Origin of the sequence: Salinicola sp. CR57 (genome assembly GCF_003206585.1) — a bacterium.
Classification (GTDB): Bacteria; Pseudomonadota; Gammaproteobacteria; order Pseudomonadales; family Halomonadaceae; genus Salinicola; species Salinicola lusitanus.
Genome location: NZ_PZJL01000004.1, coordinates 232,623 through 258,284 on the forward strand (window position 1 = coordinate 232,623; position 25,662 = coordinate 258,284).

General features: G+C 64.7%; 24 protein-coding genes and 3 tRNA genes. 12 read left to right on the top strand and 15 right to left on the bottom strand.

The window, feature by feature from the left end:
• Nucleotides 1-8: 8 nt before the first annotated feature.
• The gene (locus tag DOM56_RS05760; RefSeq protein ID WP_110707916.1) at nt 9-1,094 is read right to left on the bottom strand and encodes an AI-2E family transporter; all 1,086 of its coding nucleotides are present in this window, start codon (nt 1,092-1,094) and stop codon (nt 9-11) included.
• Nucleotides 1,091-1,522, bottom strand: coding sequence for a sulfurtransferase TusA family protein (locus tag DOM56_RS20080; RefSeq protein WP_348627100.1), 432 nt, complete (start codon nt 1,520-1,522; stop codon nt 1,091-1,093). Before DOM56_RS20080 ends, DOM56_RS05760 begins: the two co-directional genes overlap by 4 nt.
• Here DOM56_RS20080 and DOM56_RS05770 point away from each other — a divergent pair.
• Nucleotides 1,521-2,984, top strand: a complete 1,464-nt coding sequence (locus DOM56_RS05770; RefSeq protein ID WP_110707917.1) for a M48 family metalloprotease — start codon at nt 1,521-1,523, stop codon at nt 2,982-2,984. The two genes, DOM56_RS20080 and DOM56_RS05770, sit on opposite strands and share 2 nt — an antisense overlap.
• A 10-nt stretch (nt 2,985-2,994) precedes the next feature.
• Here the strand turns inward: DOM56_RS05770 and DOM56_RS05775 are convergent, their stop codons facing one another.
• The 13 genes from DOM56_RS05775 to DOM56_RS05835 form a co-directional block, all read right to left on the bottom strand.
• A complete protein-coding gene (locus DOM56_RS05775) occupies nt 2,995-4,233 on the bottom strand; it encodes a serine hydrolase (protein WP_110707918.1) in 1,239 nt (412 codons plus the stop codon).
• Nucleotides 4,234-4,321: 88 nt separating this feature from the next.
• Nucleotides 4,322-4,397 (bottom strand) — tRNA-Lys (locus DOM56_RS05780).
• 61 nt (nt 4,398-4,458) lie between these two features.
• Nucleotides 4,459-4,534 (bottom strand) — tRNA-Lys (locus tag DOM56_RS05785).
• A 21-nt stretch (nt 4,535-4,555) separates the two neighbouring features.
• Nucleotides 4,556-4,631, bottom strand: a tRNA-Lys gene (locus DOM56_RS05790).
• An 87-nt stretch (nt 4,632-4,718) separates the two neighbouring features.
• Complete coding sequence (gene rluB, locus DOM56_RS05795; protein WP_110707919.1) at nt 4,719-5,585, bottom strand: 23S rRNA pseudouridine(2605) synthase RluB; 867 nt, start codon at nt 5,583-5,585, stop codon at nt 4,719-4,721.
• A 75-nt stretch (nt 5,586-5,660) separates the two neighbouring features.
• Nucleotides 5,661-6,572 carry an SMC-Scp complex subunit ScpB gene (gene scpB / locus DOM56_RS05800; protein WP_110707920.1) on the bottom strand — a complete coding sequence of 304 codons (912 nt, stop codon included), beginning with the start codon at nt 6,570-6,572 and terminating at the stop codon, nt 5,661-5,663.
• Nucleotides 6,569-7,477 carry a ScpA family protein gene (locus DOM56_RS05805; protein WP_232822206.1) on the bottom strand — a complete coding sequence of 303 codons (909 nt, stop codon included), beginning with the start codon at nt 7,475-7,477 and terminating at the stop codon, nt 6,569-6,571. Before DOM56_RS05805 ends, scpB begins: the two co-directional genes overlap by 4 nt.
• 170 nt (nt 7,478-7,647) lie before the next feature.
• Nucleotides 7,648-8,772 carry a pyrroloquinoline quinone biosynthesis protein PqqE gene (gene pqqE / locus DOM56_RS05810; protein ID WP_110707922.1) on the bottom strand — a complete coding sequence of 375 codons (1,125 nt, stop codon included), beginning with the start codon at nt 8,770-8,772 and terminating at the stop codon, nt 7,648-7,650.
• On the bottom strand, nt 8,769-9,062 hold the full coding sequence (gene pqqD / locus DOM56_RS05815; protein WP_110707923.1) for a pyrroloquinoline quinone biosynthesis peptide chaperone PqqD: 294 nt from the start codon (nt 9,060-9,062) through the stop codon (nt 8,769-8,771). Before pqqD ends, pqqE begins: the two co-directional genes overlap by 4 nt.
• Nucleotides 9,059-9,841, bottom strand: a complete 783-nt coding sequence (gene pqqC / locus DOM56_RS05820) for a pyrroloquinoline-quinone synthase PqqC (RefSeq protein ID WP_232822192.1) — start codon at nt 9,839-9,841, stop codon at nt 9,059-9,061. Before pqqC ends, pqqD begins: the two co-directional genes overlap by 4 nt.
• Nucleotides 9,838-10,725, bottom strand: a complete 888-nt coding sequence (gene pqqB, locus DOM56_RS05825; protein ID WP_232822193.1) for a pyrroloquinoline quinone biosynthesis protein PqqB — start codon at nt 10,723-10,725, stop codon at nt 9,838-9,840. Before pqqB ends, pqqC begins: the two co-directional genes overlap by 4 nt.
• Nucleotides 10,726-10,769: 44 nt before the next feature.
• A complete protein-coding gene (gene pqqA, locus DOM56_RS19825; RefSeq protein ID WP_232822207.1) occupies nt 10,770-10,898 on the bottom strand; it encodes a pyrroloquinoline quinone precursor peptide PqqA in 129 nt (42 codons plus the stop codon).
• 69 nt (nt 10,899-10,967) lie between these two features.
• Nucleotides 10,968-13,037, bottom strand: a complete 2,070-nt coding sequence (locus DOM56_RS05835) for a DEAD/DEAH box helicase (RefSeq protein WP_110708062.1) — start codon at nt 13,035-13,037, stop codon at nt 10,968-10,970.
• Between the two features lie 366 nt (nt 13,038-13,403).
• On the opposite strand from DOM56_RS05835, the gene DOM56_RS05840 reads away from it, so the two are divergent.
• The 11 genes from DOM56_RS05840 to DOM56_RS05890 all read left to right on the top strand — a co-directional run bounded on the left by DOM56_RS05840 (nt 13,404) and on the right by DOM56_RS05890 (nt 25,620).
• Nucleotides 13,404-14,528, top strand: a complete 1,125-nt coding sequence (locus tag DOM56_RS05840) for a 2-keto-3-deoxygluconate permease (protein WP_110707924.1) — start codon at nt 13,404-13,406, stop codon at nt 14,526-14,528.
• A gap of 82 nt (nt 14,529-14,610) precedes the next feature.
• The gene (larA, locus tag DOM56_RS05845) at nt 14,611-15,873 is read left to right on the top strand and encodes a nickel-dependent lactate racemase (protein WP_110707925.1); all 1,263 of its coding nucleotides are present in this window, start codon (nt 14,611-14,613) and stop codon (nt 15,871-15,873) included.
• A gap of 31 nt (nt 15,874-15,904) precedes the next feature.
• Nucleotides 15,905-16,810, top strand: coding sequence for an ATP-dependent sacrificial sulfur transferase LarE (larE, locus tag DOM56_RS05850; RefSeq protein ID WP_110707926.1), 906 nt, complete (start codon nt 15,905-15,907; stop codon nt 16,808-16,810).
• A 22-nt stretch (nt 16,811-16,832) separates the two neighbouring features.
• On the top strand, nt 16,833-17,597 hold the full coding sequence (gene larB, locus DOM56_RS05855; RefSeq protein WP_110707927.1) for a nickel pincer cofactor biosynthesis protein LarB: 765 nt from the start codon (nt 16,833-16,835) through the stop codon (nt 17,595-17,597).
• The gene (gene larC / locus DOM56_RS05860; protein ID WP_110707928.1) at nt 17,594-18,832 is read left to right on the top strand and encodes a nickel pincer cofactor biosynthesis protein LarC; all 1,239 of its coding nucleotides are present in this window, start codon (nt 17,594-17,596) and stop codon (nt 18,830-18,832) included. Before larB ends, larC begins: the two co-directional genes overlap by 4 nt.
• Before the next feature lie 250 nt (nt 18,833-19,082).
• Entirely contained in the window at nt 19,083-20,441 is a 1,359-nt protein-coding gene (locus tag DOM56_RS05865; RefSeq protein ID WP_110707929.1) for an Nramp family divalent metal transporter, read from the top strand.
• A 22-nt stretch (nt 20,442-20,463) separates the two neighbouring features.
• Complete coding sequence (gene dapA / locus DOM56_RS05870; protein WP_110707930.1) at nt 20,464-21,357, top strand: 4-hydroxy-tetrahydrodipicolinate synthase; 894 nt, start codon at nt 20,464-20,466, stop codon at nt 21,355-21,357.
• On the top strand, nt 21,302-22,663 hold the full coding sequence (locus DOM56_RS05875) for a four-carbon acid sugar kinase family protein (RefSeq protein WP_110707931.1): 1,362 nt from the start codon (nt 21,302-21,304) through the stop codon (nt 22,661-22,663). The genes dapA and DOM56_RS05875 overlap by 56 nt, the downstream gene beginning before the upstream one ends.
• Entirely contained in the window at nt 22,660-23,670 is a 1,011-nt protein-coding gene (pdxA, locus tag DOM56_RS05880; protein ID WP_110707932.1) for a 4-hydroxythreonine-4-phosphate dehydrogenase PdxA, read from the top strand. Before DOM56_RS05875 ends, pdxA begins: the two co-directional genes overlap by 4 nt.
• Before the next feature lie 77 nt (nt 23,671-23,747).
• On the top strand, nt 23,748-24,647 hold the full coding sequence (locus DOM56_RS05885) for an NAD(P)-dependent oxidoreductase (protein WP_110707933.1): 900 nt from the start codon (nt 23,748-23,750) through the stop codon (nt 24,645-24,647).
• A 22-nt stretch (nt 24,648-24,669) separates the two neighbouring features.
• Complete coding sequence (locus tag DOM56_RS05890; RefSeq protein ID WP_110707934.1) at nt 24,670-25,620, top strand: phosphoglycerate dehydrogenase; 951 nt, start codon at nt 24,670-24,672, stop codon at nt 25,618-25,620.
• The last annotated feature ends 42 nt before the right edge of the window (nt 25,621-25,662 follow it).

The window sequence follows — 25,662 nt, forward strand, 5'->3', positions numbered from 1 at the left end:
GACGGCGGTCAGCTCTCTTCCGTGATCACGGCCTGGTCCGACTCCCCTCGTGGCCAGGCCTGCACCAGCGCCTTGATCAGGGTTGCCAGGGGGATGGCGAAGAAGATGCCCCAGAAGCCCCACAGCCCGCCGAAGAACAGCACCGCCAGGATGATCGAGACCGGATGCAGGTCGACCGCTTCCGAGAACAGGATCGGCACCAGCACGTTGCCATCCAGCGCCTGCAGGATGGCGTAGGCCAGCAGTACGTAGAAGAACTGCTCGCCCATGCCGAAGTGAAAGCCCGCTACCGCAGCGACCGGTAGCGTGGCCACCGCGGCGCCGATGTAGGGCACCAGCACCGACAGCCCCACCATCAGACCGAGCAGCGCCGCATAGGGCAGCCCGAAGGCCCAGAAGGTGATGAAGGCGACACTGCCGACGATGATGATCTCGATGGTCTTGCCACGCACGTAGTTGGCGATCTGGTCGTCCATCTCCTGCCATACACGGGTCATCAGGGTGCGCTGGCGCGGCAGCAGCGAAAGCAGAAAGGCGACCAGCCGCTCGCGATCCTTGAGCATGAAGAAGACCAGGATCGGCACCAGCACCAGATAGATGATCAGCGCCATCAGACTGCCCAGCGAGGCGAGCGAGAGGGTCAGCGCACGCTGGCCAAGCTGCGACGCCTGGTGACCGGCCGTGGCGATCCAGCCCTGGACCTGGTCCGGGGTGACGATCGTGGGGTATCTGGCCTGCATTTCGCCCAGCCAGCGCTGGCTGCTGGCGAACATGTTGGGGGCCTCCCTCACCAGTTCGACCAGTTGGTTCCAGACCAGCGGCATCACGATCAGCGCCAACGCCAGCAGCGCGCCCACGAACAGCAGGAAGACCAGCCCCACCGCCAGCAGCCGCGGCAGCCCCCGGCGTTCCAGCCAGGCCACCACGCCCTGCAGCAGGAAGGCGACCACCAACGCGGTAAAGAATGGGGCCAGCGCGCCGCCGAACCAAATGACGATGGCAAAACCGCCGATCAGCAGCGCCAGCAGCACGATGGCCTCTTCGTCGGACAGATATCGCTCGAACCAGTTACGCAGGATGCCCTTCAAACTCATGCTCGCGCCTCTCCATCGGCTTTACGCAGCCAGTAGTGATACACACCCGAATTCTCTTCGCGCCCGACCAACGTATGTCGGCTATGCTCGACGAAACTTTCGAAATCCCGCCACGAACCGGCATCCGTCGCGATCACTTCGAGCAATTGCCCGGCCTGCATGTCCGCCAGCGCCTGCTTGGCTTTCAGCAGCGGCAACGGGCAGTTCAGACCGGAGGCATCCAGTCGACGATCCGGCTGTTGAGACATGACACACCCCAGGTTGATTGGAAAGAGGCCCGCTAGCGCGACAAGCCCGGCATGACGGCTGTTGCAACGCCCGGATTTTCTAGGCAACGTCTGCCACAAGCCGCGGTCGAACGCATGATAGCGCAGACCACCATCGGCCACCCCGGCTTCAGCCTGAATGAGGAACGAGATCGTCAGCATGAACCGTCAACGACTGACATCATTCCAGCGGCGCCTGCTGGCCGTTTCACTGCTCGCCGCGGGGCTGGCCGGCACCATGCCGCTCACGCACGCCCAGCAAGGCTATCAGCTCCCGGATCTCGGCAGTACCAGCGCTGCCGTCACGTCCAACGACGAATATCGTCTGGGACGGGCCTGGCTGCGTCAATTTCGCGCCCAGACCGACCCGTGGCAGGACCCGATCACGCAGACCTATGTGCGGTCGATGCTGGCCAAGCTGGTGCCCTACAGCGGGGTCAACGAGAATCTCGTGGTAACGATGGTCGACAGCCGCCTGCTGAACGCGTTCGCCGTGCCGGGCGGCGTGGTCGGGGTCAACGCCGGCCTGTTCGCCACCGCGCCCGACGAGGATGAATTCGCCTCGGTGCTGGCGCACGAGCTGGGCCACCTGGCCCAGCGCCATTACGCCCGGCGCATGGAGCGGGTCGAGGAGACGCAGTTGCCGACCATGGCGGCCATGCTGGCCGGGATGATCTTCGCGGCTGGCGGCGGTGGTGGCGCGGGTATCGCCGCGATGATGGGCTCCCAGGCGGCGTTCATGCAGGATCAGCTCGCCTACTCCCGCCGGTTCGAACAGGAGGCCGATCGCGTCGGCCTCAGCGCCATGGCCAAGGCCGGATACGACCCGCAGGCGATGCCGGAGATGTTCCGCACGCTGCAGAAACTTGCCGCGCTTCAGGGCGGCAATCCCCCCGAATTCCTGCTGACCCACCCGGTCACCGAATCGCGGATCAGCGACACCCAGGCCCGTGCCGACCAGTTGCCCTCTCCGCCCCACCGGGACGACCCGACCTACGCCATGATCCGCGGGCGAGCCCTGCTGATGCTCAACCGGGATAACCCGACCCAGGCGATGACCATACTCGAGCAGGACGATCCGCCAGCGGCTGCCGTCAGTTACCTTCGAGCGCTCACCGATGCAGAGCAGGCGCGTCCCGACGCGGCGCTGAAGACGCTCGACGAGCTTGCCGGCGATTATCCCGACCTTTCGATGATCCCCGCCACCGCCGCCCAGGTCGCCTATGACGCCGGGCGCCATGAGGACGCGCTGGCGCGAGCACGACGCATCCTGCGGCTCTCTCCCAGCTACTACCCGGCGCAGTGGGTGCAGGCGGAGGCGCTGGTGCAGACGGCGCCGGCGCAGGCGTTCGACGTGCTGCGAGACATGAGCGAGCAGTATCCGGAGGACCCCAACGTATTCGGCCTGCTGTCCGAGGCGGCCGGCCGCACCGGCCGTGATGCCTGGGGCCAGCTGGCTCGCGCCGAACAGCTCCAGCTCGAGGGTCGCATCGATACCGCCATCCGTCAGATCGACTCCGCCGAGGATGTCGCCAAACGGAGTGGCGACTACGCCATGGCCAGCCGCATCGAGCAACGACGCAAGGATTTCCTCGGCTACCGGGAGACGATGCAGAGTTTCTGACCGCGTGGTCTCAGGCTGGCGCGCCGGCCTGCCCCTCGAGATGTGCCGCGACCGCATCGCAGAACACCATCGGGTCGATCACCAATCTGCCGAGCGGTTTCGGCGCGGCGGCGTTCTGTGCGATCACGATGTCACGCGTTGGATTGACGTAGATGAACTGGCCGTGAATGCCCTTCGCGGCGAAGGCGCGATCCCGGCGCGACGATGGCGTCCACGCGGTCCACCACATGTAGCCGTATTCCAGCCAATCGCCGCCGGCGAGTGTCGTGGGGCGTGTGGCGGCGTCGATCCAGCCGTCGGGTAGCAGCGATCGACCCTCGACCCGGCCACCATCGAGCATGAATTGACCGAGGCGTGCGTAGTCTCTCAAGGTTGCCGCGATGCCACTGCCGCCGATCTCGACGCCATCGGCGGACTCCAGCCACCAGCTCGCGTCGCTCTCCATGCCGTAGGGCTGCCACAGTTTCAACGCCAGGTATTCGGCCAGCGGTCGGCCCACGGCCCGCCGAACCAGTTCGGCAAGAATCTGCGTCTCGCCGGTACTGTAATTATGGCGCGTGCCCGGTTTGGCGGCGCGGGGCAGTGCCGCCATCACCTTCATCGCCCCGCCCGGCCGCTGGGCGATCTGCGCCCTCAGCAGCGCGCGACGATCGGACCGGGGGTCGATATAGGTCTCGTTCCAGGCGACGCCGGACGCCATCATCAGCAGGTCGCGCAGGCTGACGCCCTGGTAGGCGCTTCCCGCCAGCGCCGGTACGTAGTCGGTCACCTGTGCGGCCAGGCCCTCGCGGATCAGCCCGTCCCGGATGGCCATGCCGGCCAGCGTCGAACAGACGGACTTGGCCACCGACATCGACATCCAGCGGGTATCGCGATGATTGCCGCGCTGGTAGGTCTCATGGACGATGTCGCCGTGTCGTAGCACCAGCAGGCCGGTGACACTGTTCAACGCCAGGTAGTCGTAGAGATCGTAGGCCTCGCCGTTGACGCTGGCGACCACCCCATCGAGGCACGTCGGCGCCTGCCCGAGCGGACGCGGGGAAGCGCCAGCGGCGATGATCCGCGAGGGAAACAAGCGGTCGATATTGCGGAAGGTATTCACCGCCAGATCGGGTGTCAGGCGGCCGCTGTAGGCCTGCTCGATGTCACCGATCGGCTCGTCGGCATGGCGGTAGATGGCGCTCGAACGGGAGGGTTCGCGGCGAGACGTATCGGCAGCGAGATCTGGCTGGGGCGAACAGGACGTCATGAGGGGTCTCCTGAGGGAATCCTCAATCAGTAACACAGCCACGCGAAGAGGTGCATCGATTTGTCGGCGAAGCGGGAGACCATCGAAATGGTGGGTCGTGTAGGATTCGAACCTACGACCAATTGGTTAAAAGCCAACTGCTCTACCAACTGAGCTAACGACCCGAGACGTGCCACTGACAGCGGGCGCTGTGCAGTGCTGCCGAAACGGCGGGGAAGTGATCGATGGTGGGTCGTGTAGGATTCGAACCTACGACCAATTGGTTAAAAGCCAACTGCTCTACCAACTGAGCTAACGACCCATCGTGCGACCCGTCGGAAAGTGGTGGGTCGTGTAGGATTCGAACCTACGACCAATTGGTTAAAAGCCAACTGCTCTACCAACTGAGCTAACGACCCCTTCCGACTGGGCGCACATATTACTCATAAGCCTCGGAGCAGGCAAGCGTTTTTTCCCGCCCCGAGGCCGATGGCTCAACGCCGGAATCAGGAGTCCTGACGACGCGTGCGACGCGGTTTCTTCATCGCCGTCACCGGGCGCCGCTTGTTCTTGTCGCGGCTCCAGCGGTTCTTCTCGTCCGGCGTCAGCTCGGGCACCTTGCGCGGTTCGAGGCCTGCCAGGTTCGACAGCTCGTCGATCTCGTCCTGGGTCATCTCGGTCCACTCGCCGGCCTTGGCCCGCTTGTCGAGGAAGATATTGCCGTAGCGAACCCGCTTCAGCCGGCTCACGGTCAGCCCCTGGGACTCCCACAGCCGCCGAACTTCCCGATTGCGGCCCTCCAGGATCACCACGTGGAACCAGGTGTTGATGCCCTCGCCGCCGAACTCCTGGACATCGGAGAAGCGCGCCGGGCCATCCTCGAGCATCACGCCCTCGACCATGGCGACCACGTGTTCGCGCTTCACTTCACCCATGACCCGAACGGCATATTCGCGCTCGATCTGGTGCGAGGGGTGCATCAGCCGGTTGGCCAGCTCCCCGTCGGTGGTGAACAGCAGCAGCCCGCTGGTGTTGATGTCGAGACGGCCGATCGCGATCCAGCGCTCGCCCTTCAGTCGCGGCAGGCGTTCGAACACGGTCCGCCGCCCCTCCGGATCCTTGCGCGTGCACAGTTCGCCTTCCGGCTTGTTGTACATGATGACCCGGCGGGGTACCTCCTCGACGGCGCGCAGGTTGATGGCCCGGTCGTCCAGCGCCACGCGGTCGCGCGAGCCGACGCGATCGCCCAGCTTGGCGACCTGGCCATTGACCTTGATCCGACCGGCGCTGATCGCGGCTTCCATTTCGCGTCGCGAGCCATATCCGGCGCGCGCCAGCACTTTCTGCAGTTTCTCGGTGTTGGTATCCGTCATGATGCTTCATTGCCTCTTCGGCTAGTCGCCAGATTCCGCCCGGGCCATCGGCAGCCCGGTTCGAGGCGGCGACTGTCATGTGTCCGTGTCCGTTCCATCGGAGTCCGAATCGGTGCCGCTACCCGGCACCTCCGGTTCATCTCGACGTTGGCGAGCACGTTCGGCCAGTCGCGCCTCGAGCTCGGCAAAACTCAGCGACTCGCCGGGGGACGCCATCTCGGCGTGTTCGTCATTGTCGGAAGCAGGTTCCGACGTTGCCGATGAATCTTCCCTGCCGGTCGGTGTGTCGTCGAACGATGCGGTGTCATCGACGCCGGCTTCGTCATCGCTCCCATCCGTCTCGTCGGCGCCGGGCCCGGCATCGGGGGCGACCCCGCCGGGCAGATCGGCGAACGGCTGGTGCATGGCCGTTTCGAACGTCTCGAAGGACTTGAGTTCATGCATCGGCGGCAACGAATCCAGCGTCTGCAGCCCCAGGTCATCGAGAAACGCCCGGGTGGTCGCGTAGACCGCCGGTCGTCCCGGCACGTCGCGATGACCGACGACCCGGATCCAGCCCCGCTCCACCAGCGTGCGCATGATCGAGCTGCTGACCGCCACGCCGCGCACTTCCTCGATGTCCCCGCGGGTCACCGGCTGGCGGTAGGCGATCAGCGCCAGCGTCTCGAGCAGCGCCCGCGAGTATCGCTGCGGCTTCTCGTCCCACAGCCGCGATACCCACGGCGAGTAGCGCTGACGGATCCTGACCTGATAACCCGAGGCGGACTCCTGCAACTCCAGCGCCCCGCCCGCCATCAACCGGTCACCGAGCTTGTTCAGCGACTCCCGGATGGCGGCACGGGACGGCGGCTGCCCCGAGCCGAGCGGGCCGTCGTCGAACAGCCCCTCGATGCGCTCCAGCGAGAGCGGCTCGCCGGCGGCCAGCAGTACCGCTTCCAGAATCTCGTCCAGCGCCGGGGTCACGTAAGGGTCGGTCAGGCGGTTCATGCCCGGATCTCGCCGTCGCCGTTATCGGATACCTCGATGCCACTCGTCGAGGCGGACGTCCCGCTCTCGAAAGCCGGCTCGCCCGGGATGTCGCCATCGTCGCCTGCGGCGCCGTCCTCGATCGCCAGCCTGGCCCGCAGGTGTATCGGCGAGAGCGGCGCATTCTGCACGATTTCGATCATCGACTCACGCGCTAATTCGAGAATCGCCATGAAGGTGACGATGACCCCCGCGCGCCCCTCGGAAAGGTCGAACAGCGCCTCGAACGGCGTGTAGCGATCCGCCTTCAGTCTGGCCATGATCGACAGCATCCGCTCGCGAGTCGAGAGGACCTCGCGACGGATCCGGTGGGTCTGGCGCAGATCGGCCCGCTTGAGCATGCCGCCGAGGGCCCCGAGCAGGTCGTTCAGCGAGACGTCGGGATGGACAACCCGCGGCTCGAGTTCCGGCAGCGCCGCCTGGGCCGGATACCAGTCCCGCCCCATGCGTGGCAGCGAGTCGAGCTCCTCGGCGGAGAGCTTGAGCTGTTCGTACTCCTGCAGCCGGCGAATCAGTTCGGCCCGCGGGTCGGCTTCCTCGTCGTCTTCGTCGCCCTTCGGCGGCCGGGGCAGCAGCGTACGCGACTTGATCTCCGCCAGCATCGCGGCCATGACCAGATACTCGCCGGCCAGGTCGATCTCCATCGCCTGCATCAGATCCACGTACTCGACATACTGGTGGGTAATGGCGGCGACGTCGATGGCCAGGATGTCGAGGTTCTGGCGCCGGATCAGATAGAGCAGCAGGTCGAGCGGTCCCTCGAAGGTCTCGAGGAAGACCTTGAGCGCTTCCGGCGGGATATAGAGATCCTGCGGCAGCTCGGTCAGGCGTTCGCCGTTGACCCGGACCACGAAGTCGAGTGGCAACTGCCCTGATGGCGACGCCTCGGCGGCATCGGGCTGTTCGGATTCGATCACGCTCACGCCGCCTCCCGGATCACTGATGGATAGTGAACGCAGTCTAACAAGGCAGGCGACGCTGGCCTATCGGCACGACGTCGACGGCGCGGCGATGGCCATAACGCCCCGGCCGGATATCAAGCGGGCTGGCGCGAAAATCGCCGGTAGGTGAAGTCGTCGTCACGCTTCGAATCGACGATCGCCAGCGTCTGGATCTCGTCGTGATAGGGAGAGAGCTCGCAGACCGGGTCCATCTGGGTGGCGTCACCGGTCAACATCAAGGCCTGGCAGCGGCAGCCGCCCCAGTCGATCTCGCGCCGGTCGCAGCTCTGGCAGGCGTCGGGCATCCAGTCGGTGCCGCGATAGGCGTTGAAGGCGGGGCTATGCTGCCAGATACCCCCAAGAGAATGTTCGTTCACATTCCAGAACTCGAGGCCGGGAATCGTCTCGGCGGCGTGGCACGGCAGTACCTTGCCCGCGGGCGTCACATTGAGTGACTGGCGCCCCCAGCCGTTCATGCACGGCTTGGGTAGCCGCGCATAGTAATCCGGCACCACGGCGTCGATCACCAGCTTGCCCTCGAGCCGCTCGCGGGCCGCTTCGACCAGCGCAAGCGCTTCCATGACGTGCTCTCGTGGCGGCATCAGCGCGCCCCGGTTCTTCAACGCCCAGCCGTAGTACTGCGCATGGGCGATCTCGAGTCGCCGTGCGCCCAGCGTCAGCGCCAGTTCGACCAGATCGGGGATCTGATGCAGGTTGGCGCGATGGATCACGCTGTTGAGCGTCAACGGCAGCCCGACGTCGGTCACCTCCCGGGCGAAGGCAAGCTTTTTGTCGAAGGCACCGGGAAGGTTGGCGATATGGTCGTTGATCGGGGCGGTCGCGCCCTGCACCGAGAGCTGGACATGATCCAGCCCCGCTTCTGCCAGGGCCTCGAGACGCGCGCGATCGATGTTGACGCCGGCGGTGATCAGGTTCGAGTAGAGGCCCTGTTCGGCGCAGCTCGCCACCAGCGCTTCGAGATCCTGACGCAACGCCGGCTCGCCGCCGGAGAGATGCACTTGCAGCACCCCGAGCTCGGCGGCCTCGGCGAAGACCCGCTGCCAGGCCCCGGTCTCGAGTTCCTCGCGCTTGCGGGTCAGTTCGAGCGGGTTGGAACAGTACGGGCACTGCAGCGGGCAGCGGTGGGTCAGCTCCGCCAGCATGCCAATAGGCGGCGGCTGCATCGGGGGCGACTGGTGCGCTTCCGGCCGGGTATTCATGTCACTTCCAGAACGTTCTTGGTGATCAGGTCGGCGAGCATGAGGCGCACGTCGCCGAGAATGCGCTCGCGAGGGGCATCGAAGGTGGCGGCCAGATCATCGACGATAGCAGCGATGTCTCGCTCGCCGTCGACGCGCATCAGCACCTGCTGGGCGATGGGGTCGAGCTGGAACACCCGCTCCGGTGCCAGCAGCACCCAGCCACCGCGAGCCTTGTCCTCGCGCAGCCGCACGCCGCGCGGCAGACGCACGATCGCCTCTTCGGCGAGCGCTGGCGCTGATGGACTCATGTCGGCTGCCCTCCCCTTTCCGGCTCGCCGTTCCAGGCCCCTAGCGGGACTTGACCAGGCGTCACGTAGGCGTGCTGGAGCGCATCGAGCATCGCCCACAGTACGCTGCACTTGAAGCGCAGCGCATCGATCACCGCCTGCTGCTGGTCGGCGCGCACCGCGTGGCGCTTGACGTAATCCAGCGCCATCTCGGCGTCGCGCGGTGCCTGGGTCAGCCGCGGCTCGAAGTAGGCGAGCGTCTCGCGGGAGACGAAATCGTAGTGTTCGAGCATGCCGCGCACCCGCTGGCCGATCACCATCGGCGAGAACAACTCGGTGAGCGACGAGGCGATCGCCTCCAGCAGTGTCCGGTCGCGCACGAAGTGGGTATAGGCCTCGACGGCAAAGCGCGTCGCCGGCAGGATGCCGCGGGTCGAAACGACCAGTTCCCGCGACAGCCCGAGACCATCGGTCAGCTTCAGCCAGCGTTCGATGCCACCCTCGCCCGGCGCTTCACCGTCATGGTCGACCAGTCGCGAGCGCCAGGTTCGACGCAGCTCGGGATCGTCGAGCCTCGCCATCAGCGAGGCATCCTTGATCGGGATCATCGCCTGGTAGTAGTAGCGGTTGAGCGCCCAGGCCTGCACCTGGCGCTTGTCCAGCTCGCCGTTCTGCAGCATCAGCTGGAACGGATGGCGATGGTGATAACGGGTCTCGCCCACCTCGCGCAGGCGCGCCTCCAGCGCCACCATGCTCAGCGGCTCGACGAGATCCGGATAATTCTCGAAAGAGAGGCTCAACAGCTCAGCTCCATGCCGTCATGGGCGATCTCCCAACCCGCGCGCTCGGCCTGGGCGCGCTCCCGCGAGCCCTCGATCAGCACCGGGTTGGTGTTGTTGATATGGACGAAGACGCGTCGGCGCACCGCCAACCCGGCGAAGGCTGCAATACTGCCCGCCTCGCCCGACATCGACATGTGCCCCATGCGCGCACCGGTCTTGACCCCGACGCCGGCGGCGACCATCTCGTCGTCGCGCCACAGGGTGCCGTCGAATAGCACCAGATCGGCGCCCTCCAGGCGCGCGGCAAGACTCGGCGTCATCGCTGCACAGCCGGGGATGTAGTACACCCGCGAGCCGGCGCCGATGAACTCCACGCCCACGGTATCCTCGCCCTCGACGCCGATCTCGACCTGGTCACCCTCGAGATAGAGCGCAGTCTTGCCCGGCACCGCGAACAGCCGTGCGCTCAAACCGTCGAGCAGTTCGAAGGTGGTTTCGAGTGCCACCGGCTCGCGCGTCACGCACTCGGCGTTGAGCACTTCGAAAATCGGATTGGCCTTGAGCACCGCCTGGATCGACGGTGTCGCCAGCAGCCGGAACGGCGAACGCTCGCGCAGATTGAGCAGCCCGCCGATATGATCGACGTCGGCGTTGGTCAGCAGCACGCTGCGAATCGGGGTATGGCGGTCACCGTGCTGCGGCTGCAGCACCGGGTTTTGACGAATCTGGGCGAGAATCTCGGGCGCGCAGTTGATCAGCGCCCACTGCTCGCCGTCGCGGCTGATGGCAATCGAGGATTGCGTGCGCGGGGTGATGCGCGGGTCGCCGGCCCAGGCCAGGCGACACACCTCGCAACGACAGTTCCACTGCGGGGAGCCGCCACCGGCGGCTGCCCCCAGCACGCGAAGCCGCAGGCCTGCGGCTTCGCGTGCACCTGCTGCCGGGCTCAAAACTCGGCGGGCATGTAGTCGTTGATTTCCATGCCGACGCAGATTTCCTTCACTTCCGGGGTCGTCCAGCTCATGGCGAGCTCCTTGAGTCGAGTGGCGTGGCGCTCCAACGAGCGCCTTTGCATTCTAGCCAATTCGGCGCAATCTCCGTGAAACAATTAGCGGGTAAACGGTGACCCCCGGGTTATCACCGCTCAGCCACCCGCCGCTTCGGCGGTACGATAGCGCCCGACATAGTCGAACAGCTTCTCGTCGACCCGCCAGTGACGTCCGGTCCTGCGACCGATGACGAAGTCCGGTGCGCGCAGGCGTGCCGCTTGCTCGGCCGCCTCCTCGGCCGAGCGAGGCTGCCAGCCGCTACCCGGGGCGCGCAGATGCCGGCGCAGGAAGAGCCGCGCGAAGACATGGCGCTGCCCCCGGGTCTCGAGGCCGAACCACTCGTCCAGCGTCTCGCCATCCTCGTCGTGGTAGGTCACCTTGAGCCGCGGCACGCCGCGCCCGTTGGTGGTGGCCGCCAACTGCATGCCGCTGACCCTGAGTACCTTGGCATGGCGCAGCTTGAGCGCATCGCGCAGCTTGTCATCGGGATCGACCAGCCGTTCACCGCAGTGGCCGCAGGCGCGGGCGGCGATATCGTTTTCGCCGCCGCACTGCTCGCACACCTTGAAGCGAAAGCGGAAGGTGCACTGCACCTTATTACTGGCGCCCGAAGCCGCGCCCTTGGCTTTATTGGCGCCCGCAGCCGCGCCCTTGGCTTCATTGGCGCCCGAAGCCGCGCCCTTGGCTTCATTGGCGCCCGAAGCCGCGCCCTTGCCTTTATTGGTGCCCGAAGCAGCGCCCCGGCTTTCATTGGTGACCGACCCCACGCCGGCACTGGCTGACGCTTCCGGGTTCGACCTGTCGTCTTGCGCGCCGGGTTGGATGCGATCGACAGCGTCGCGTGTGGATAGCAGCCCCTGGCAGCGGCGGCCGTGGTGTTCGATCACCAGATCACCGTCGCGCTTGCCCCAGAAGGTGTTGGCGAAGCCGCACTCGGGGCATTCGACCTGGACCGGCTCGCTCTCGCTGTCCGGGCGCGCCTGGTCGATCTCGGGGGCGTAGAGATCCCATGGGTTGCCGGCATAGTCGAGCACCAGACAGTCGCGCTTGCCGGGCGATAGCCGCAAGCCGCGGCCGACGATCTGCTGATAGAGCCCCACCGATTCCGTCGGGCGCAGAATGGCGATCACATCCACGTGCGGCGCGTCGAAACCGGTCGTCAATACCGCCACGTTGACCAGGTACTTGAGTTCGCGGGCCTTGAACGCCGCAATCAGGCGCTCCCGCTCCGGCCCCGGCGTCGCCCCGGTCACTAGCGCACATTCGGCTGATGGTAAAAGCCCCAGTACCTCCTCGGCGTGGGCGACGGTGGCGGCGAAGATCATCACGCCCTGCCGGTCGCGGGCGCGCTCGATCACGTCATCGACGATCCGTGGCGTGGCGCGATTGCCCCGAACCACGCCGTCGAGATCACGCTCGGCGAACTGGCCGTTGCGCTGAGGCGTCAGCCGGGAGAAGTCGTAGAACGCCAGGGCGCCATCGATGCGCCTGGGCTCGGCGAGGTAGCCCTGACGCACCATCACCCGTAGCGGCTGTTCGAACACGCAGTCGCGGAAGAAGGCGTCCTCCGGCCCCTTCACCATGCCGTGGTAGTGGCGGTGATAGAGAAAACCCTCCCCCAGCCGGTAGGGCGTCGCGGTCAGCCCCAGGATCTTGAGATTGGGCCGTGCTTCGCGCAGTCGCGCGATCACCCTCGCGTAGGTCGAGGCGCTGCGCCGACGGTCGTCCTCGGTGTCGTCGGCGCCGCGAGCCAGCGCCTCTTTCGATATCGAGACGCGGTGGCACTCGTCGATCACCAGCAGGGTGAAGTCGCCGGTGGCGAAATCATCCAGCCCGTTGACCACCGACTGCACCGAGCCGAACACCACCTGCCGCCCGCTCTCCTTGCGCTTGAGGCCGGCGCTGTAGATGTCCGCCTCCAAGCCGTAGGCGAGATATTTGGCATGGTTCTGCTCGACCAGCTCGCGCACATGGGCCAGCACCAGCACGCGACCGCGGGCGAGCCTTGCCAGTTCGGCAATGACCAGGGACTTGCCGCTACCGGTGGGCAGCACCACCACGGCCGGCTCGTCGCTGCCGCGAAAGTGGGCGATGACATTATCGACCGCTTGCGTCTGATAGGGACGGAGTCGAGGGGCGGCGCTGGTGGCGGAGGATCTAGGCATGAGCGGCATGGTACTCAGGTCGCGCGGCCGAGGAAACGGCCCGGTCAAGGCGTGGCCGCCACGCTTTGAGCGCAGCGCTCAACGGCATCCATGCCGACCCACTACATCTTTAGTTGAATTGCCAATAATGATCGGTTCGATCAAATTAACTACCGTTCCAATCAACTGATACCCTGCATAAGTCGACGAGCGGCGTGAAGCACGACGCGTCAGGGCTCAGAAACCGGAGCCCAAGCGGTACAGGCAAAAATTCCGTCCGGGCTGGCGTGCCAGCACCGCACAACGAAGCGACCTGCCCGCCCCGGCATTTATGCAGCGTTTCCCTAGCGAACCACTCGCCACGCATGGCGCACGGGAGTCAACCCCATGAAACTGCTCGCCACGATCCAGAAGGTCCCCGGAGGCCTGATGGTGGTCCCCCTCATCTTCGGCGCTGCGCTCAATACCATCGATCAGCTCCACCTGCCCTGGATCACCGCGATCCTGCAGTGGCTGGGTGCCGGGCAGACCGACAGCGGCCAGTACGAATTCCTGCGTATCGGCGGTTTTTCCCAGGAGCTGTTCAAGGACGGCGCACTGGTACTGATCGCGCTGTTCCTGTTCTGCTCGGGCAGCCAGATGAACCTGCGCGTGGGGGGCAAGGCGCTCAAGAAAGGCGCCCTGCTGGTCACCGCCAAATATCTGACCGGGCTGGCGGTGGGTGTGGGCCTGGGCTTGATGTTCGATCCGATCGACGGCCTGCTGGGTCTTTCGACCGTGGCGATCATCGCCGCCATGACCAACGGCAACGGCGGCATGTATGCGGCCCTGACCAGCCAGTACGGCAACCGCTCCGACACCGGCGCGGTGGCGATCCTGTCACTCAACGATGGCCCGTTCTTCACGCTGATGTCGCTGGGCCTGCTGGGCTCCCAGTTCCCGGTGATCGCCTTCATCGCCGTGCTGCTGCCGATCGCGCTGGGAATGCTGCTGGGCAATCTCGATCGCGACATTCGCGCCTTTCTCAAGCCCGGCGAGATCCTGCCGGTCCCGTTCTTTGCGTTTGCCCTGGGCGCCAACATGAACCTGGCGGTCTTCTTCAATCCCGAGGTCGTGGGGGCCGGCCTGCTGCTGGGCGTCATGACGACGATACTGACCGGTGGCGTCGGTATCCTGGTCTTCCGGCTGTTCCGCGAGCCCAGTGTCATCGCGCCGGTATCGGAAGCGACCACGGCCGGCAACGCTGCCGGAACACCGGCCGCCATCGCCGCCGCGGCAGCGGTTGCCGCCAACTCGGGCATGATGAGTGTGGCCGAGGCGCAGAGCTATCATGACCTGGTCAATATCGCCACGTCGCAAATCTCGATAGCCACGCTGACGACCGCCATCCTGGGGCCGATCGCCGTGATGCTGGTCGACCGCTGGCAGAAGAAACGCGGTATCGACGGCACCCTCGAAGACGAACCGCACCTTCGTGCCGGCGAGGAGCTGGGCACGGCGCGCGAGGGCTGAGCGACGCCACGTCGATATCGTGGCATGCTGAAAACCACGCGATTCCCCGACGGCGCGCCAGCGCCGTCAACCTGGAGCTCTCATGAAAACCTCTCTGCTCTACGGCAAGGGTGAGCTGGCACTCGACTTGCCGGACGACGCCTTCGTCGTCGAACCGCCGACGCAACACGCCATGATGGATCCCGCGGCCGGGGTCCGCGAAGCGCTCGACTCGCCGATCGGCACGCCCCCGCTCAAGGAGATGGTCAAGGCCAGCGATACGGTCGCGATCGTGATCAGCGATATCACCCGGCCCACGCCCAACCACCTGCTGGTGCCACTGTTGATCGAAACGCTCGATCACGTGCCGCACGAGAATTTCGTCATCATCAACGGCACCGGTACCCACCGCGACCAGACGGTCGAGGAGCTCCGTGGCATGCTGGGCGACTGGGTGGTGGACCACATCGAGATCATCAACAACCACTGCGACAACTACGACGAACTGGTCAACGTCGGCGACAACAGCTTCGGCTGCCCGTCGTGGCTCAACCGGCGCTGGGTCGAGGCCGATTTTCGCATCGTCACCGGCTTCATCGAACCGCACTTCTTCGCCGGCTTTTCCGGTGGCCCCAAGGGCGTGATGCCCGGCATCGCCGGTCTCGAGACGATCATGACCTTCCATAATGCCCGCATGATCGGCGACCCGCGGTCGACCTGGGGCAACATGGACGACAACCCGCTGCAGGCGATGACCCGCGAGATCAACGCGCTGTGCCCGCCGCATTTCATGCTCAACGTCACGCTCAATCGCGACAAGGCGATCACCCGGGTGTTCGCCGGCGACCTGGCCGAGGCCCACCGCCAGGGCTGCGAGCACGAACTCGAACACGCGATGGTGAAGGCCGATCGGCGCTTCGACGTCGTGATCACCGGCAACTCCGGCTACCCGCTGGACCAGAACCTCTATCAGGCGGTCAAGGGAATGAGCGCCGCGCACAAGATCGTCAAGCGCGGCGGCACCATCCTGATGGCCTGCGAGTGCTCGGACGGCATTCCCGATCACGGCAAGTTCGCCGAGATCCTGGCCATGGCCGATTCGCCCCAGGCCCTGCTCGAGATGATCGAGGAGCCGGGGTTCGCCATGCTCGATCAGTGGCAGGTTCAGAAGCAGGCGGTCATCCAGAGCTGGGCCGACGTCATGCTCTACTCCACGCTGAGCGATGCCCAGGCGCGCGCCGCCCTGATGGAGCCGGTCCGCGATATCGCCGAGACGCTGCAGACGTTGAAGACGCGTTACGGCGAGGAGATGACCATTGCCGTGATGCCGCTGGGGCCGCTGACCGTGCCCTATGTCGATGAATGAGCGGCGACCAACATCTGACGGGAGGGAACCCATGACCTCGCTGGCCCGAACCGAACGGATCGACGCCTTGGCCGTGGACGCGGCGCCGTCGCACTCGCCTGGCGTGCCGCTGACAGCCGATGTGGCCCAGGGCGCCGAGCTCGACGCCAAGCTCGAACGGCTGCGCCAGGTGCTGCGCGAGATGGGCGACGTGGTGGTGGCATTCTCCGGCGGCGTCGACAGTACCTTCCTGCTGGCCATCGCGCTGGAGACGCTGGGCCGCGAACGCGTCCTGGCGGTGACCGCCGATTCGGAATCCTATCCGTTCGAGGAACTCGATGCCGCCCGCGACCTGGCCCGGCGCCTGGAGGCGCCGCACCGGGTCATCGAGACCTCGGAGATCGCCATTCCCGGTTACGCCGACAACGACGCCAACCGCTGCTACTACTGCAAGTCCGGCCTGTTCACCCACCTGGCGCCGATCATGGTCGATGCCGGATTCCACAATATCGTGTTCGGTCTGATCGCCGACGATGACGGTGAGCACCGGCCCGGTACCCAGGCCGCCCGCGAGTATGGCGTCCGCGGCCCGCTGCACGAAGTCGGGCTCTACAAGGCCGAGATTCGCGAACTCTCTCAGGCCATGGGCCTGCCGACCTGGAACAAGCCGTCGCTGGCCTGCCTGTCGTCGCGGGTCGCCTACGGCGAGCGCATCACGCTGGAGAAGCTGGAGCGGATCGCCGAAGCCGAGCGCCGCGTCAGAGCCCTGAACATCGGACAGCTCCGGGTGCGTCATCATGGCGAACTGGCCCGAATCGAAGTCGAGCCCCAGGACATGACGACGGTGCTCGCACACCACGACCGGCTGGTCGCGGAGCTCACGGCACTGGGTTATGCCTGGGTGACGCTGGATCTGGCCGGCTATCGCAGCGGCAGCATGAATCGGCTGCTGTCTTGAATCCGGATCGACAGGATAAGGCATGACCGAAAGCTCCATCTCCGACCTGGGATTCGCCCGCGTCGACCATGATCGTGAAGCCCGCAACGGTGTCCCCGAAGTCGTGTTCGGCGAAGGCAAGCAGGCCGACCAGATCAGCGCCATCGTCGGGCGCCTGATCGCTCGGCACCAGCGCGCGCTGGTCACGCGCCTCGACGCCGAACGCGCCGAGCGGGTACTACGGGACCATCCCCACGGCCACTACGATCCGATGAGCCGCTTGCTTTGCTGGGGCGCTCCCCCCAGACGCCTTCCCGGGACCGTGGCGGTGATCTGTGCCGGCACCTCCGACCTGCCGGTGGCGGAAGAGAGCGCGGGCACCCTCGAATGGCTGGGGGCCGACGTCGCCCGACTCAACGATGTCGGCGTGGCCGGGATCGATCGACTGCTGGCCCACCGCGAGGCACTGACCCGGGCCGACGTGCTGATCGTGATCGCCGGCATGGAGGGTGCGCTACCCAGCGTGGTCACCGGGCTGGTCCGCAACCCGGTGATCGCGGTGCCGACCTCGGTGGGCTACGGCGCCAGCCTGCAGGGCATCACCGCCCTGCTCGGCATGCTCTCGGCGTGTGCCACCGGCATGAGCGTGGTCAACATCGACAACGGTTTCGGCGCCGCCTGGCAGGCCGCCAGCATCCTTTCGCTGCTCGAACGCGGCCCCGACCCGCGCCCCGCCAGCTTCGAGGGCAGCGCGTCCACCGCGCCGACCTCTCAAACCCCAGCCTCCACCGAGCCCCGGACCTCATGAAGACGCTTCATATCGACTGCACCTTCGGTATCGCCGGCGACATGCTGCTGGCGGCGCTGGTGGACCTCGGCGCCGATCTGGATCAGATCGCCGTGGCGTTGCGGCGCTTGCCGATCGATCCGTTCGCACTCGAGACCCGGCCGGTGGATCGTTGCGGTATCCGCGCGCGACTGCTCAGGATCGCGCTCGAACCCGAGGGTCACGATCACTCCCACGGCCATGGCCATCACGACCACGACCACGAGCATGCGCATGGACACCGCCGGGCCGGTGACATTCTGGCGATGGTCGCCGATGCCGATCTGCCCCCTCGCGTGGGGCGCCGAGCGACGGCGATCTTCACCGCGATCGCCGAGGCCGAGGGGAGAATCCACGGCATCGACCCGGCAGAGGTGCATCTGCATGAAGTGGGGGCGATGGATTCGATCATCGATATCCTCGGCGTCTGCCTGGCACTGGAAGCCCTCGATATCGAGACGATCACCGCGACCCCGGTGCCGGTGGGGTACGGCGTGGTCAGCATGGCCCATGGCCGCTTCCCGATCCCCGCGCCGGCCACGCTGGAACTGCTCAAGGGCGTACCGCTGTCCCCCTTCGAGCCCGATGTCGCGGGCGAACTGACCACCCCCACCGGTGCCGCGTTCCTGGCAACGCTGGTGGAGTCGTTCCACCCCGCCCCGGCGGGGACCCCGGTCGAGATCGGCTACGGTGCCGGCAACCGCGACTTCCCCCACCCCAACGTACTGCGCGTGATCTCACTGGAAACGGTCGCACCCGGTCAGGGTAGAGAGACCATTGCCGTGCTGGCCTGCCAGCTCGACGACGTCACTGGCGAGCAACTGGGCCACCTGATGGGCGTACTGCTGGACGCCCGGGCGCTCGACGTGTTCTACACCCCGGTGACGATGAAGAAGTCGCGCCCGGGAACGCTGGTCACGGTACTGGCCCCCTGCCACGAAGCCGATCGCCTGGAGACGCTCATGCTGCGCCACTCGCCGACGTTCGGCGTACGCCGTCACCACACCACGCGACGCATCCTCGAGCGCCGCATAGAGTCTGTGGAAATCGACGGCATCAACGTGCGCTTCAAGATCGGCAGCCTGGACGGCGAAGAGATCCGCGTCGCGCCGGAGTATGAAGACATAGCTCGTTTCGCTCGCGAACGCACCAAAACGTTGGATGAGTCCCAACGACTCGTGCTTGAGGCCTGGCATCGGCAAACCGCCAACGACTGACGACTCCCGCTCCGGGCTTGTCTACTCAGGGAAGCAGCTCTCGCCATGGAAATGGCCCGGCCCGCATCACGAACTGATCATTTCGGTCAGTTCGTGATCGCGACCGTTACTCTGTACCTAGCGCGCTCTGATCAAAGAGAGCTCCTGCAAATTACGACCTAAGGAGTATCGCTAGACGATGGTATATGTTGTTCAATATGATTGATTCGATCATTTTATTGATCACATTCATCATATCGAGATCAGCAGCATGTCCGCGAAAGACATCGATGCCGCCTCAGGATCGCCCCCGCCCAAACTCCCACGGACTGTGGGCGACTACGTGCGTAGCGTGGGCCCAGGGCTCGTGCTGGCAATGGCGTTTCTCGGCACCGGCGATCTGGTCAGCTCAACCGTTTCGGGTGCCAATTACGGCTACGCGCTGATGTGGACACTGGTGGTCGCCTTGACCGCTCGCTACTTCATGATTTCAGCCATCGCCAAATACAAACTGGCCAATCGATTCGAAGACTCATCGCTGATGGCAGGCTATCAACGCCTGTGGAAGGGTTTTCCAGCATTTTTCGCCATTCTGATGCTGATCTATGGCCTTATCATTCAGATGAGTTTCATGCGCGCCTGCGCGGTTGCCCTCGCTCATCTGGTCGAGTCCACCGGCGTACCACTGCCCGACGACATCGGTCTTTCGCTGATGGGGCTCATCGTCATGGTGCTTTCACTGGTCATGCTGTCAGGCCACAACGCCTTTCGTTGGCTCGAACGGCTGGCTCGAGTTGCGTCCGTAGTCATCATTGGCTCGTTCGTCTATGCCCTGTTTCGGATCGGCCATATCGATTTCCCCGCTCTACTCAGCGGGCTGACGTTTGCGGTGCCGCAGGATAACGGCCCGTTCGACGCACTGTTTATCGCCGTGGCGACGATCGGCACCATCGGCGGCTCAGCGATCAATTTGCTCTATCCCTACTTCATGGATGATCGCGGCTGGAACCGACCAGCTCATCGTAAGATCCAGCGACTCGATCTGATCGGCGGAATGCTGCCACTGCTGATCATCAACGCGCTGTTCTGGATCGTGGCGGCGGAAACACTTCGTGGGACGGGCGTGACCGTCTCCAGTGAATCTGATCTCGCCACGATGATGCAGATGGCAGTTGGTGAATGGGGGCCCACGCTGCTCTGGATCAGCCTGTTCATGGCGGCATTCACCAGCTTCCCGGCACAGGCGCATGGGCTCGCCAAACTCATGTTCAACGGGTTGCACCTGGCCACCGGCAAGAAAGACGGTGAGATGCGTCCCGAGCAAGATCCACGCTACCGGCCGACGCTCATCGGTCTATTCATCGTCGCACCACTATTCATCACCCTACCTTTTGCACCCAATCTCGTTTATCTGAGCGTCTTCGGCACCAGCGTGGTCACGGCCACGGTATTGCCGCCGATCCTGATCGGCATCCTGATACTGACGACTAGCAAGCGCTTCATGCTCGACGACTACGCCAACAAATGGTGGGAGACGCTCATCCTGAGCATCATCTCAGTCATCGGGCTGTGGTCGCTCTACGCCATTCTCACCAACCTGGTCGACGCCATCCAGAGAGTCGCCAGTTAACTTGACCACTCGAGGACACCTCATGAGTAACACGCAATTTCGAGGCATCGTGCCGGCCATGATCACCCCGCTAGACGAGCATGAGGAAATCGACGAACAAGGGCTGCGTGATCTGACCGAAACCCTGATCAACAAGGGCGTTCACGGGCTCTTCGCGCTGGGCACCAACGGCGAGTTCTTCTCGCTCACCGATGACGAAAAAGTGCGCGTTGCCTCGATCGTCAAGGATCAGGCCGCGGGACGTTTACCGGTCTTTGCCGGCACCGGCGGCTACACCACTCGTGGCGTGATCGAACTGAACCGCCGCATGGAAGACGTCGGTATCGATGGCCTATCGATCATCACCCCCTACTTCAATGGCGCCACCCAAGCCGAACTGATCACGCACTACGAGCGTATCGCGGAGGCCACCGACCTGCCGATCTTGCTCTACACCATCCCGGCCAAAGCGGGGGTAACACTAACCGTACCCAGCGTGGCGAAACTCTCTGAAATACCCAATATCCGTGCCATCAAGGACAGTGGGGGCGACTTCGACCGCCTGGTGCAATTGATCCGCCTGCGCCGCGATGACTTCGCCGTCTTCACCGGCACCGACTCGATGATCCTGTGGACGTTGATGGCCGGCGGTGATGGCGCCGTTGCCGCAACCACCAATGCCGTACCCGATGTCGTGATGACGATATGGAATGCCTGGCAGGCCGGCGATTTCGAAACGGCTCGCGAAGCTCAGGAGAAGCTCCGCCCTCTGCGTAGCGCCTTTGCGCTGGGGACTATGCCGAGCGTACTGAAGACGGCAGCCGCGCTCCTCGGCATGCCGGCCGGCCCGGCCCGCTCTCCGGTGCAGGCGCTGGAGCCGGATGCGTTGGAGAAACTCAAGCAAGCCATCAAGGTCTACGATCGTGTCGAACGCTGACGCAGGATCGATCAGCGGACCTGCCAGTGCCGGGTCCTCACGGGCGCATCTACTGATTTTAGCCGACGATCTGACCGGCACTGCCGATTCGGCCATCGGCTGCGTCCACGCAGGACTCGAAACCACAGTGGCCCTGGATCCCGACGGAATCGCGACCGCTGAAGCCGTGGCCGTCGACATGGATTCCCGTGGTTGCGCTGCCGACGAAGCGGCCCGACGCCATCGCCAGGCGCTCGCCACCTGGCAGGGGCGTTATCGCCATCTCTACAAGAAAGTGGATTCGACGCTACGTGGCAACGTCGCCGCCGAGATCGCGAGCTTGGTGGACGTTGCCGGCATGGCGATCGTCGCCCCGGCTTACCCCGCCACCGGCCGCACCACGCGCGGCGGTCGTCAGTGGCTTCATGGCCAGCCGGTGGAAGAGACTGAGGTCTGGACCAACGAAGGCATTACCGGCCAGGCCAACCTGGTGGCAATGCTTCAGGGTGCGGCGCTGAGCACCGCCCATCTCGATCTCGATGCGCTCAAAGGCCGCGAGGAGGATGTGCTCGCCACCCTGCACGACCATCAGCGGCTGGGCGTTCAGGCCGTTGTCTGCGATGCCGAGACCGATGACGACTTGCGACGCCTCGCGACCCTCAGTGCCGAGCTGAAAAATGTCTTCTGGGTCGGTTCCGCCGGTCTTGGCGACATGCTCCCCGAAGCGCTGAAGCTCGCCGGAAGCGTGGTCGGCCATCCTGCGCCGTTTCCTCGCTCACGCCCGACCATGATCGTCATCGGCAGCATGAGCGCTATCTCTCATGCGCAAGCCGACGCGCTTGTCGATCACGCCGAAGGGCTGGAGGTGATCGAAATCGGAGTCGCCACACTGCGCCCGGCAGCCCCGCAAGGCGCCGTCGACGCGTTGAATCTGCGCGTTGCCCAGGCCTTAGCAGAGGGGAAAGACGTGATGGTGCGCCTCCATCAGAGCCAGGATCGCAACGCTTCTGAAGGGGCACGGCTCAGTCTCGCGTTGGGAGCGTTGCTGGCGCCACACTTCGAAGCCATCGATTGCCTGATCGCCACGGGCGGCGCTACCGCCCGAGCACTGCTGATAGCGGCCGACATCACCGAACTCTCGCTGCTGGACGCTCCCGATACCGGTATGGCACGGCTGCGCTGCCAACACGGCCATCGTCAATTGGAGGTCGTGACCAAGGCCGGCGGTTTCGGCGATACCCAAGCCTTTCGAAGGGTATGGAGCGATTGGCCCACTGCTACCGCTTCCTCATCCACACATTCGCCCACCCAGAGGACCATGTCATGACTGACCGTCCCGTCATCGGTATCACCATGGGCGATGCCGCCGGCATCGGCCCTGAAGTCATCGTCCGCGCGCTCGCCCAAGATGCGGTTCACGATATCTGCTGTCCGCTGGTCATTGGCGACGCCGGGCGCCTGCGCAAGGCAATGGCCATCGTCGAGTCGAAGCTCAAGTTGCATAGCGTCGACTCGCCCCATGAAGCGCGCTTCGAGCGCGGTACGCTCGAGTGTATCGATCTCGGACTGATTCCCGACGATCTACCTTGGGGCGCCGTCTCCAGCGTCGCCGGTGATGCCGCCTATCAGTACATCGCCAAGACCGTCGAACTGATCGAGTCCGGCGAGCTGAACGCGATCTGTACCGCACCGCTCAACAAGGAAGCGCTACACGCAGGCGGTCATATCTTCCCCGGTCACACCGAGCTATTGGCTCATCTCACCGGCACGGAAGAAGTCTCGATGATGCTGGTGACACCGAAAATGAAGGTCATACACGTCACCACTCATATCGGCATCATCGATGCCATCGCGCGCATCGAACCCGGTCTGGTCACTCGCACGATTGAGCGCGCTCACGAGACGCTGGCGCGCGCAGGTCAACACGATCCGCGCATCGCGGTCTGCGGCATCAATCCTCACGCCGGCGAAAACGGTCTGTTCGGTTATGGCGAGGAAGAGGAAAAGATCGTCCCCGCGATCAAGGCCTTGCGCGAGCGCGGCTGGAACGTCGAAGGCCCGCTGCCCGCCGATACACTGTTCTTCCGCGCGGGTCGCGGAGACTTCGATTGCGTAGTGGCAATGTATCACGACCAGGGCCATGGCCCGGTCAAGGTGATGGGCTTAGAAGCCGGCGTCAACGTCACCGTCGGTTTGCCGGTGGTGCGTACCTCGGTCGATCACGGCACCGCCTTCGACATCGCAGGCAAGGGTATCGCTGACGAACGCAGCCTGATCGAGGCGCTTCGCCAGGCAGTGGAGCTTGCCAGCCGCCCCGCGAAAGCCCAGGCGTAAAGCCATCGGCTCATTCACCCATGTCAAAACGCCGATCGTTCGAATGAACGGCTCGGATGATATAGAAGGAAAACACTATGGAACGCATCGGTTTTGTCGGTCTTGGTCTGATGGGCGGCTACATGGCGCAGAACATTCTCGGGGGCGGCTACCCGCTGACAGTTGTCGCCCATCGCAATCGCGGGACTGTCGACGCATTGACGGCCCGTGGCGCCAGCGAAGCAGATGATGCCGCCGCCCTCGCCTCCCAATGCGACATCGTGTTCGTCTGCGTGCCAACCTCCGAGCACGTCGAGATGGTCGTCGAAGGCGAGAAAGGCCTGCGGGCCGGCGCCAAGGCGGCGGGACACAAGCTGATCATCGTCGACTGTTCGACTTCCGAGCCCACGGTGACACGGCGGCTGGCAGCATCGCTCGAGTCCGACGGCATCACCCTGGTCGACGCAGCACTTGGCGGCACGCCGACCCAGGCAGAAGCAGGGCAGCTTCAGGCGATCGTGGGCAGCGACGAGGAGACGCTGGCGCGATTACGCCCGGTACTCGAGACCTGGGCCGGCAAGATTCTGCACTGCGGCGCGGTCGGCGCCGGGCATACCATGAAACTGCTCAACCAGTTTCTGGCCATGAGCTATGGTGCCGTATTTTCCGAAGCTCTCACCATCGGCGCCAAAGCCGGTATTTCGCCGCAGACCTTCGACAGCGTCATTCGCGGCTCGCGCATGGATAGCGGCTTCTATCAGACGTTCTTTCAATATGTGTTGGAACGGGATCGCGACGCCCATCGTTTTACCCTTGCCAATGCTGGCAAGGATATCCGCTATGTGGCTGCTCTGGCCGATGCGCTGGACGTCAAGGCCGACGTCGCTCACGCCGTGAGTGATCTTTACGCCAGCGCCTTGGATCAAGGCGAGGGAGAGAAATTCGTCCCGGAACTGTCCGATATCGTCGCCGCCCGGCATCAGCTGTCGCTGTTCTAATTCGCCGACCAGAGGAATTCCTGTGAAAATCGTCTGCACCTCTCCCTCTTTCGCCAAGTACTCGGAGCGGCCCTATCAAATCATCGATGCCGCGAGTATGACGTTCGAGAGCCTCCCGGCGGACATCGATGAGGCCGGCTTCATCGAGCGTGCCGCCGATGCCGACGGAGCCATCGTCGCTTTCAACCCGATGAACGAAGCGGTCTTCGCCGCGCTGCCGAATTTGAAAGTGGTTGCCAAGCACGGCGTCGGCGTGGACAACATCGATCTCGCCGCCGCCGCGCGCCACGACGTTCGTGTCACCAACGTTCCCGCTGCCAACCGCCACGCCGTCGCCGACTTCACCTTTGCCCTGCTGCTTTCACTGGCACGCGATATACCGCGAGTGGACACTGGCACGCGCGCCGGCGACTGGCCCCGCTGTTTCGGTCGCGATGTCCATGGCATGACCCTGGGTATCGTGGGCATCGGCAGTATTGGGCAGGCGGTAGCCAAACGCGCAGCCGGATTCGAAATGCGAGTCATCGCTCACGACCCTTTCGCCGATCCCGCTGCGGCCGCCACGCTTGGCGTGGAACTGGTCGATCTGGACACCCTATGTCGTGAGGCGGACTTTTTGACGCTACACGTGGGCCTGTCCGAGCAAACGCGCCACCTGATCGATGCCAAGCGCCTGGCACTGATGAAGCCGACAGCCATGCTGATCAATGCCGCTCGTGGCGGCATCGTCGACGAAAAAGCCCTGTTCGATGCGCTAGAGACCAAACGCCTTGCCGGGGCCGCGCTGGATGCGTTCGAGCAGGAACCACTCGAGACCAGCCCGTTGTTCACTCTCGACAACGTCATCGTCAGTTCGCACATCGCCGGCTACACGGAGAATGCCCTGACGACCTTAAGCCTCAGCTGTGTCGAGGACGTCATCGCCGTCCTGCACGGCGAAGAGCCTCGCCATCCGGTTGCGTTACCACGTTGATGAACTGACTCGCGCTACCCACAGGATTCGCGCCACCCGTTA

Coding starts and splice junctions, on each gene's coding strand:
- DOM56_RS05865 (WP_110707929.1), top strand. CDS start 19,083: ATGTCCGCGAAAGACATCGATGCCGCCTCAGGATCGCCCCCGCCCAAA.
- DOM56_RS20080 (WP_348627100.1), bottom strand. CDS start 1,522: ATGCTGACGATCTCGTTCCTCATTCAGGCTGAAGCCGGGGTGGCCGAT.
- scpB (WP_110707920.1), bottom strand. CDS start 6,572: ATGAACCGCCTGACCGACCCTTACGTGACCCCGGCGCTGGACGAGATT.
- larA (WP_110707925.1), top strand. CDS start 14,611: ATGAAAACCTCTCTGCTCTACGGCAAGGGTGAGCTGGCACTCGACTTG.
- DOM56_RS05775 (WP_110707918.1), bottom strand. CDS start 4,233: ATGACGTCCTGTTCGCCCCAGCCAGATCTCGCTGCCGATACGTCTCGC.
- pqqE (WP_110707922.1), bottom strand. CDS start 8,772: ATGAATACCCGGCCGGAAGCGCACCAGTCGCCCCCGATGCAGCCGCCG.
- larC (WP_110707928.1), top strand. CDS start 17,594: ATGAAGACGCTTCATATCGACTGCACCTTCGGTATCGCCGGCGACATG.
- DOM56_RS05835 (WP_110708062.1), bottom strand. CDS start 13,037: ATGCCTAGATCCTCCGCCACCAGCGCCGCCCCTCGACTCCGTCCCTAT.
- pqqD (WP_110707923.1), bottom strand. CDS start 9,062: ATGAGTCCATCAGCGCCAGCGCTCGCCGAAGAGGCGATCGTGCGTCTG.
- larB (WP_110707927.1), top strand. CDS start 16,833: ATGACCGAAAGCTCCATCTCCGACCTGGGATTCGCCCGCGTCGACCAT.
- DOM56_RS05760 (WP_110707916.1), bottom strand. CDS start 1,094: ATGAGTTTGAAGGGCATCCTGCGTAACTGGTTCGAGCGATATCTGTCC.
- pdxA (WP_110707932.1), top strand. CDS start 22,660: ATGACTGACCGTCCCGTCATCGGTATCACCATGGGCGATGCCGCCGGC.
- DOM56_RS05770 (WP_110707917.1), top strand. CDS start 1,521: ATGAACCGTCAACGACTGACATCATTCCAGCGGCGCCTGCTGGCCGTT.
- dapA (WP_110707930.1), top strand. CDS start 20,464: ATGAGTAACACGCAATTTCGAGGCATCGTGCCGGCCATGATCACCCCG.
- pqqA (WP_232822207.1), bottom strand. CDS start 10,898: ATGCAAAGGCGCTCGTTGGAGCGCCACGCCACTCGACTCAAGGAGCTC.
- DOM56_RS05885 (WP_110707933.1), top strand. CDS start 23,748: ATGGAACGCATCGGTTTTGTCGGTCTTGGTCTGATGGGCGGCTACATG.
- DOM56_RS05840 (WP_110707924.1), top strand. CDS start 13,404: ATGAAACTGCTCGCCACGATCCAGAAGGTCCCCGGAGGCCTGATGGTG.
- rluB (WP_110707919.1), bottom strand. CDS start 5,585: ATGACGGATACCAACACCGAGAAACTGCAGAAAGTGCTGGCGCGCGCC.
- larE (WP_110707926.1), top strand. CDS start 15,905: ATGACCTCGCTGGCCCGAACCGAACGGATCGACGCCTTGGCCGTGGAC.
- DOM56_RS05875 (WP_110707931.1), top strand. CDS start 21,302: ATGCGTTGGAGAAACTCAAGCAAGCCATCAAGGTCTACGATCGTGTCG.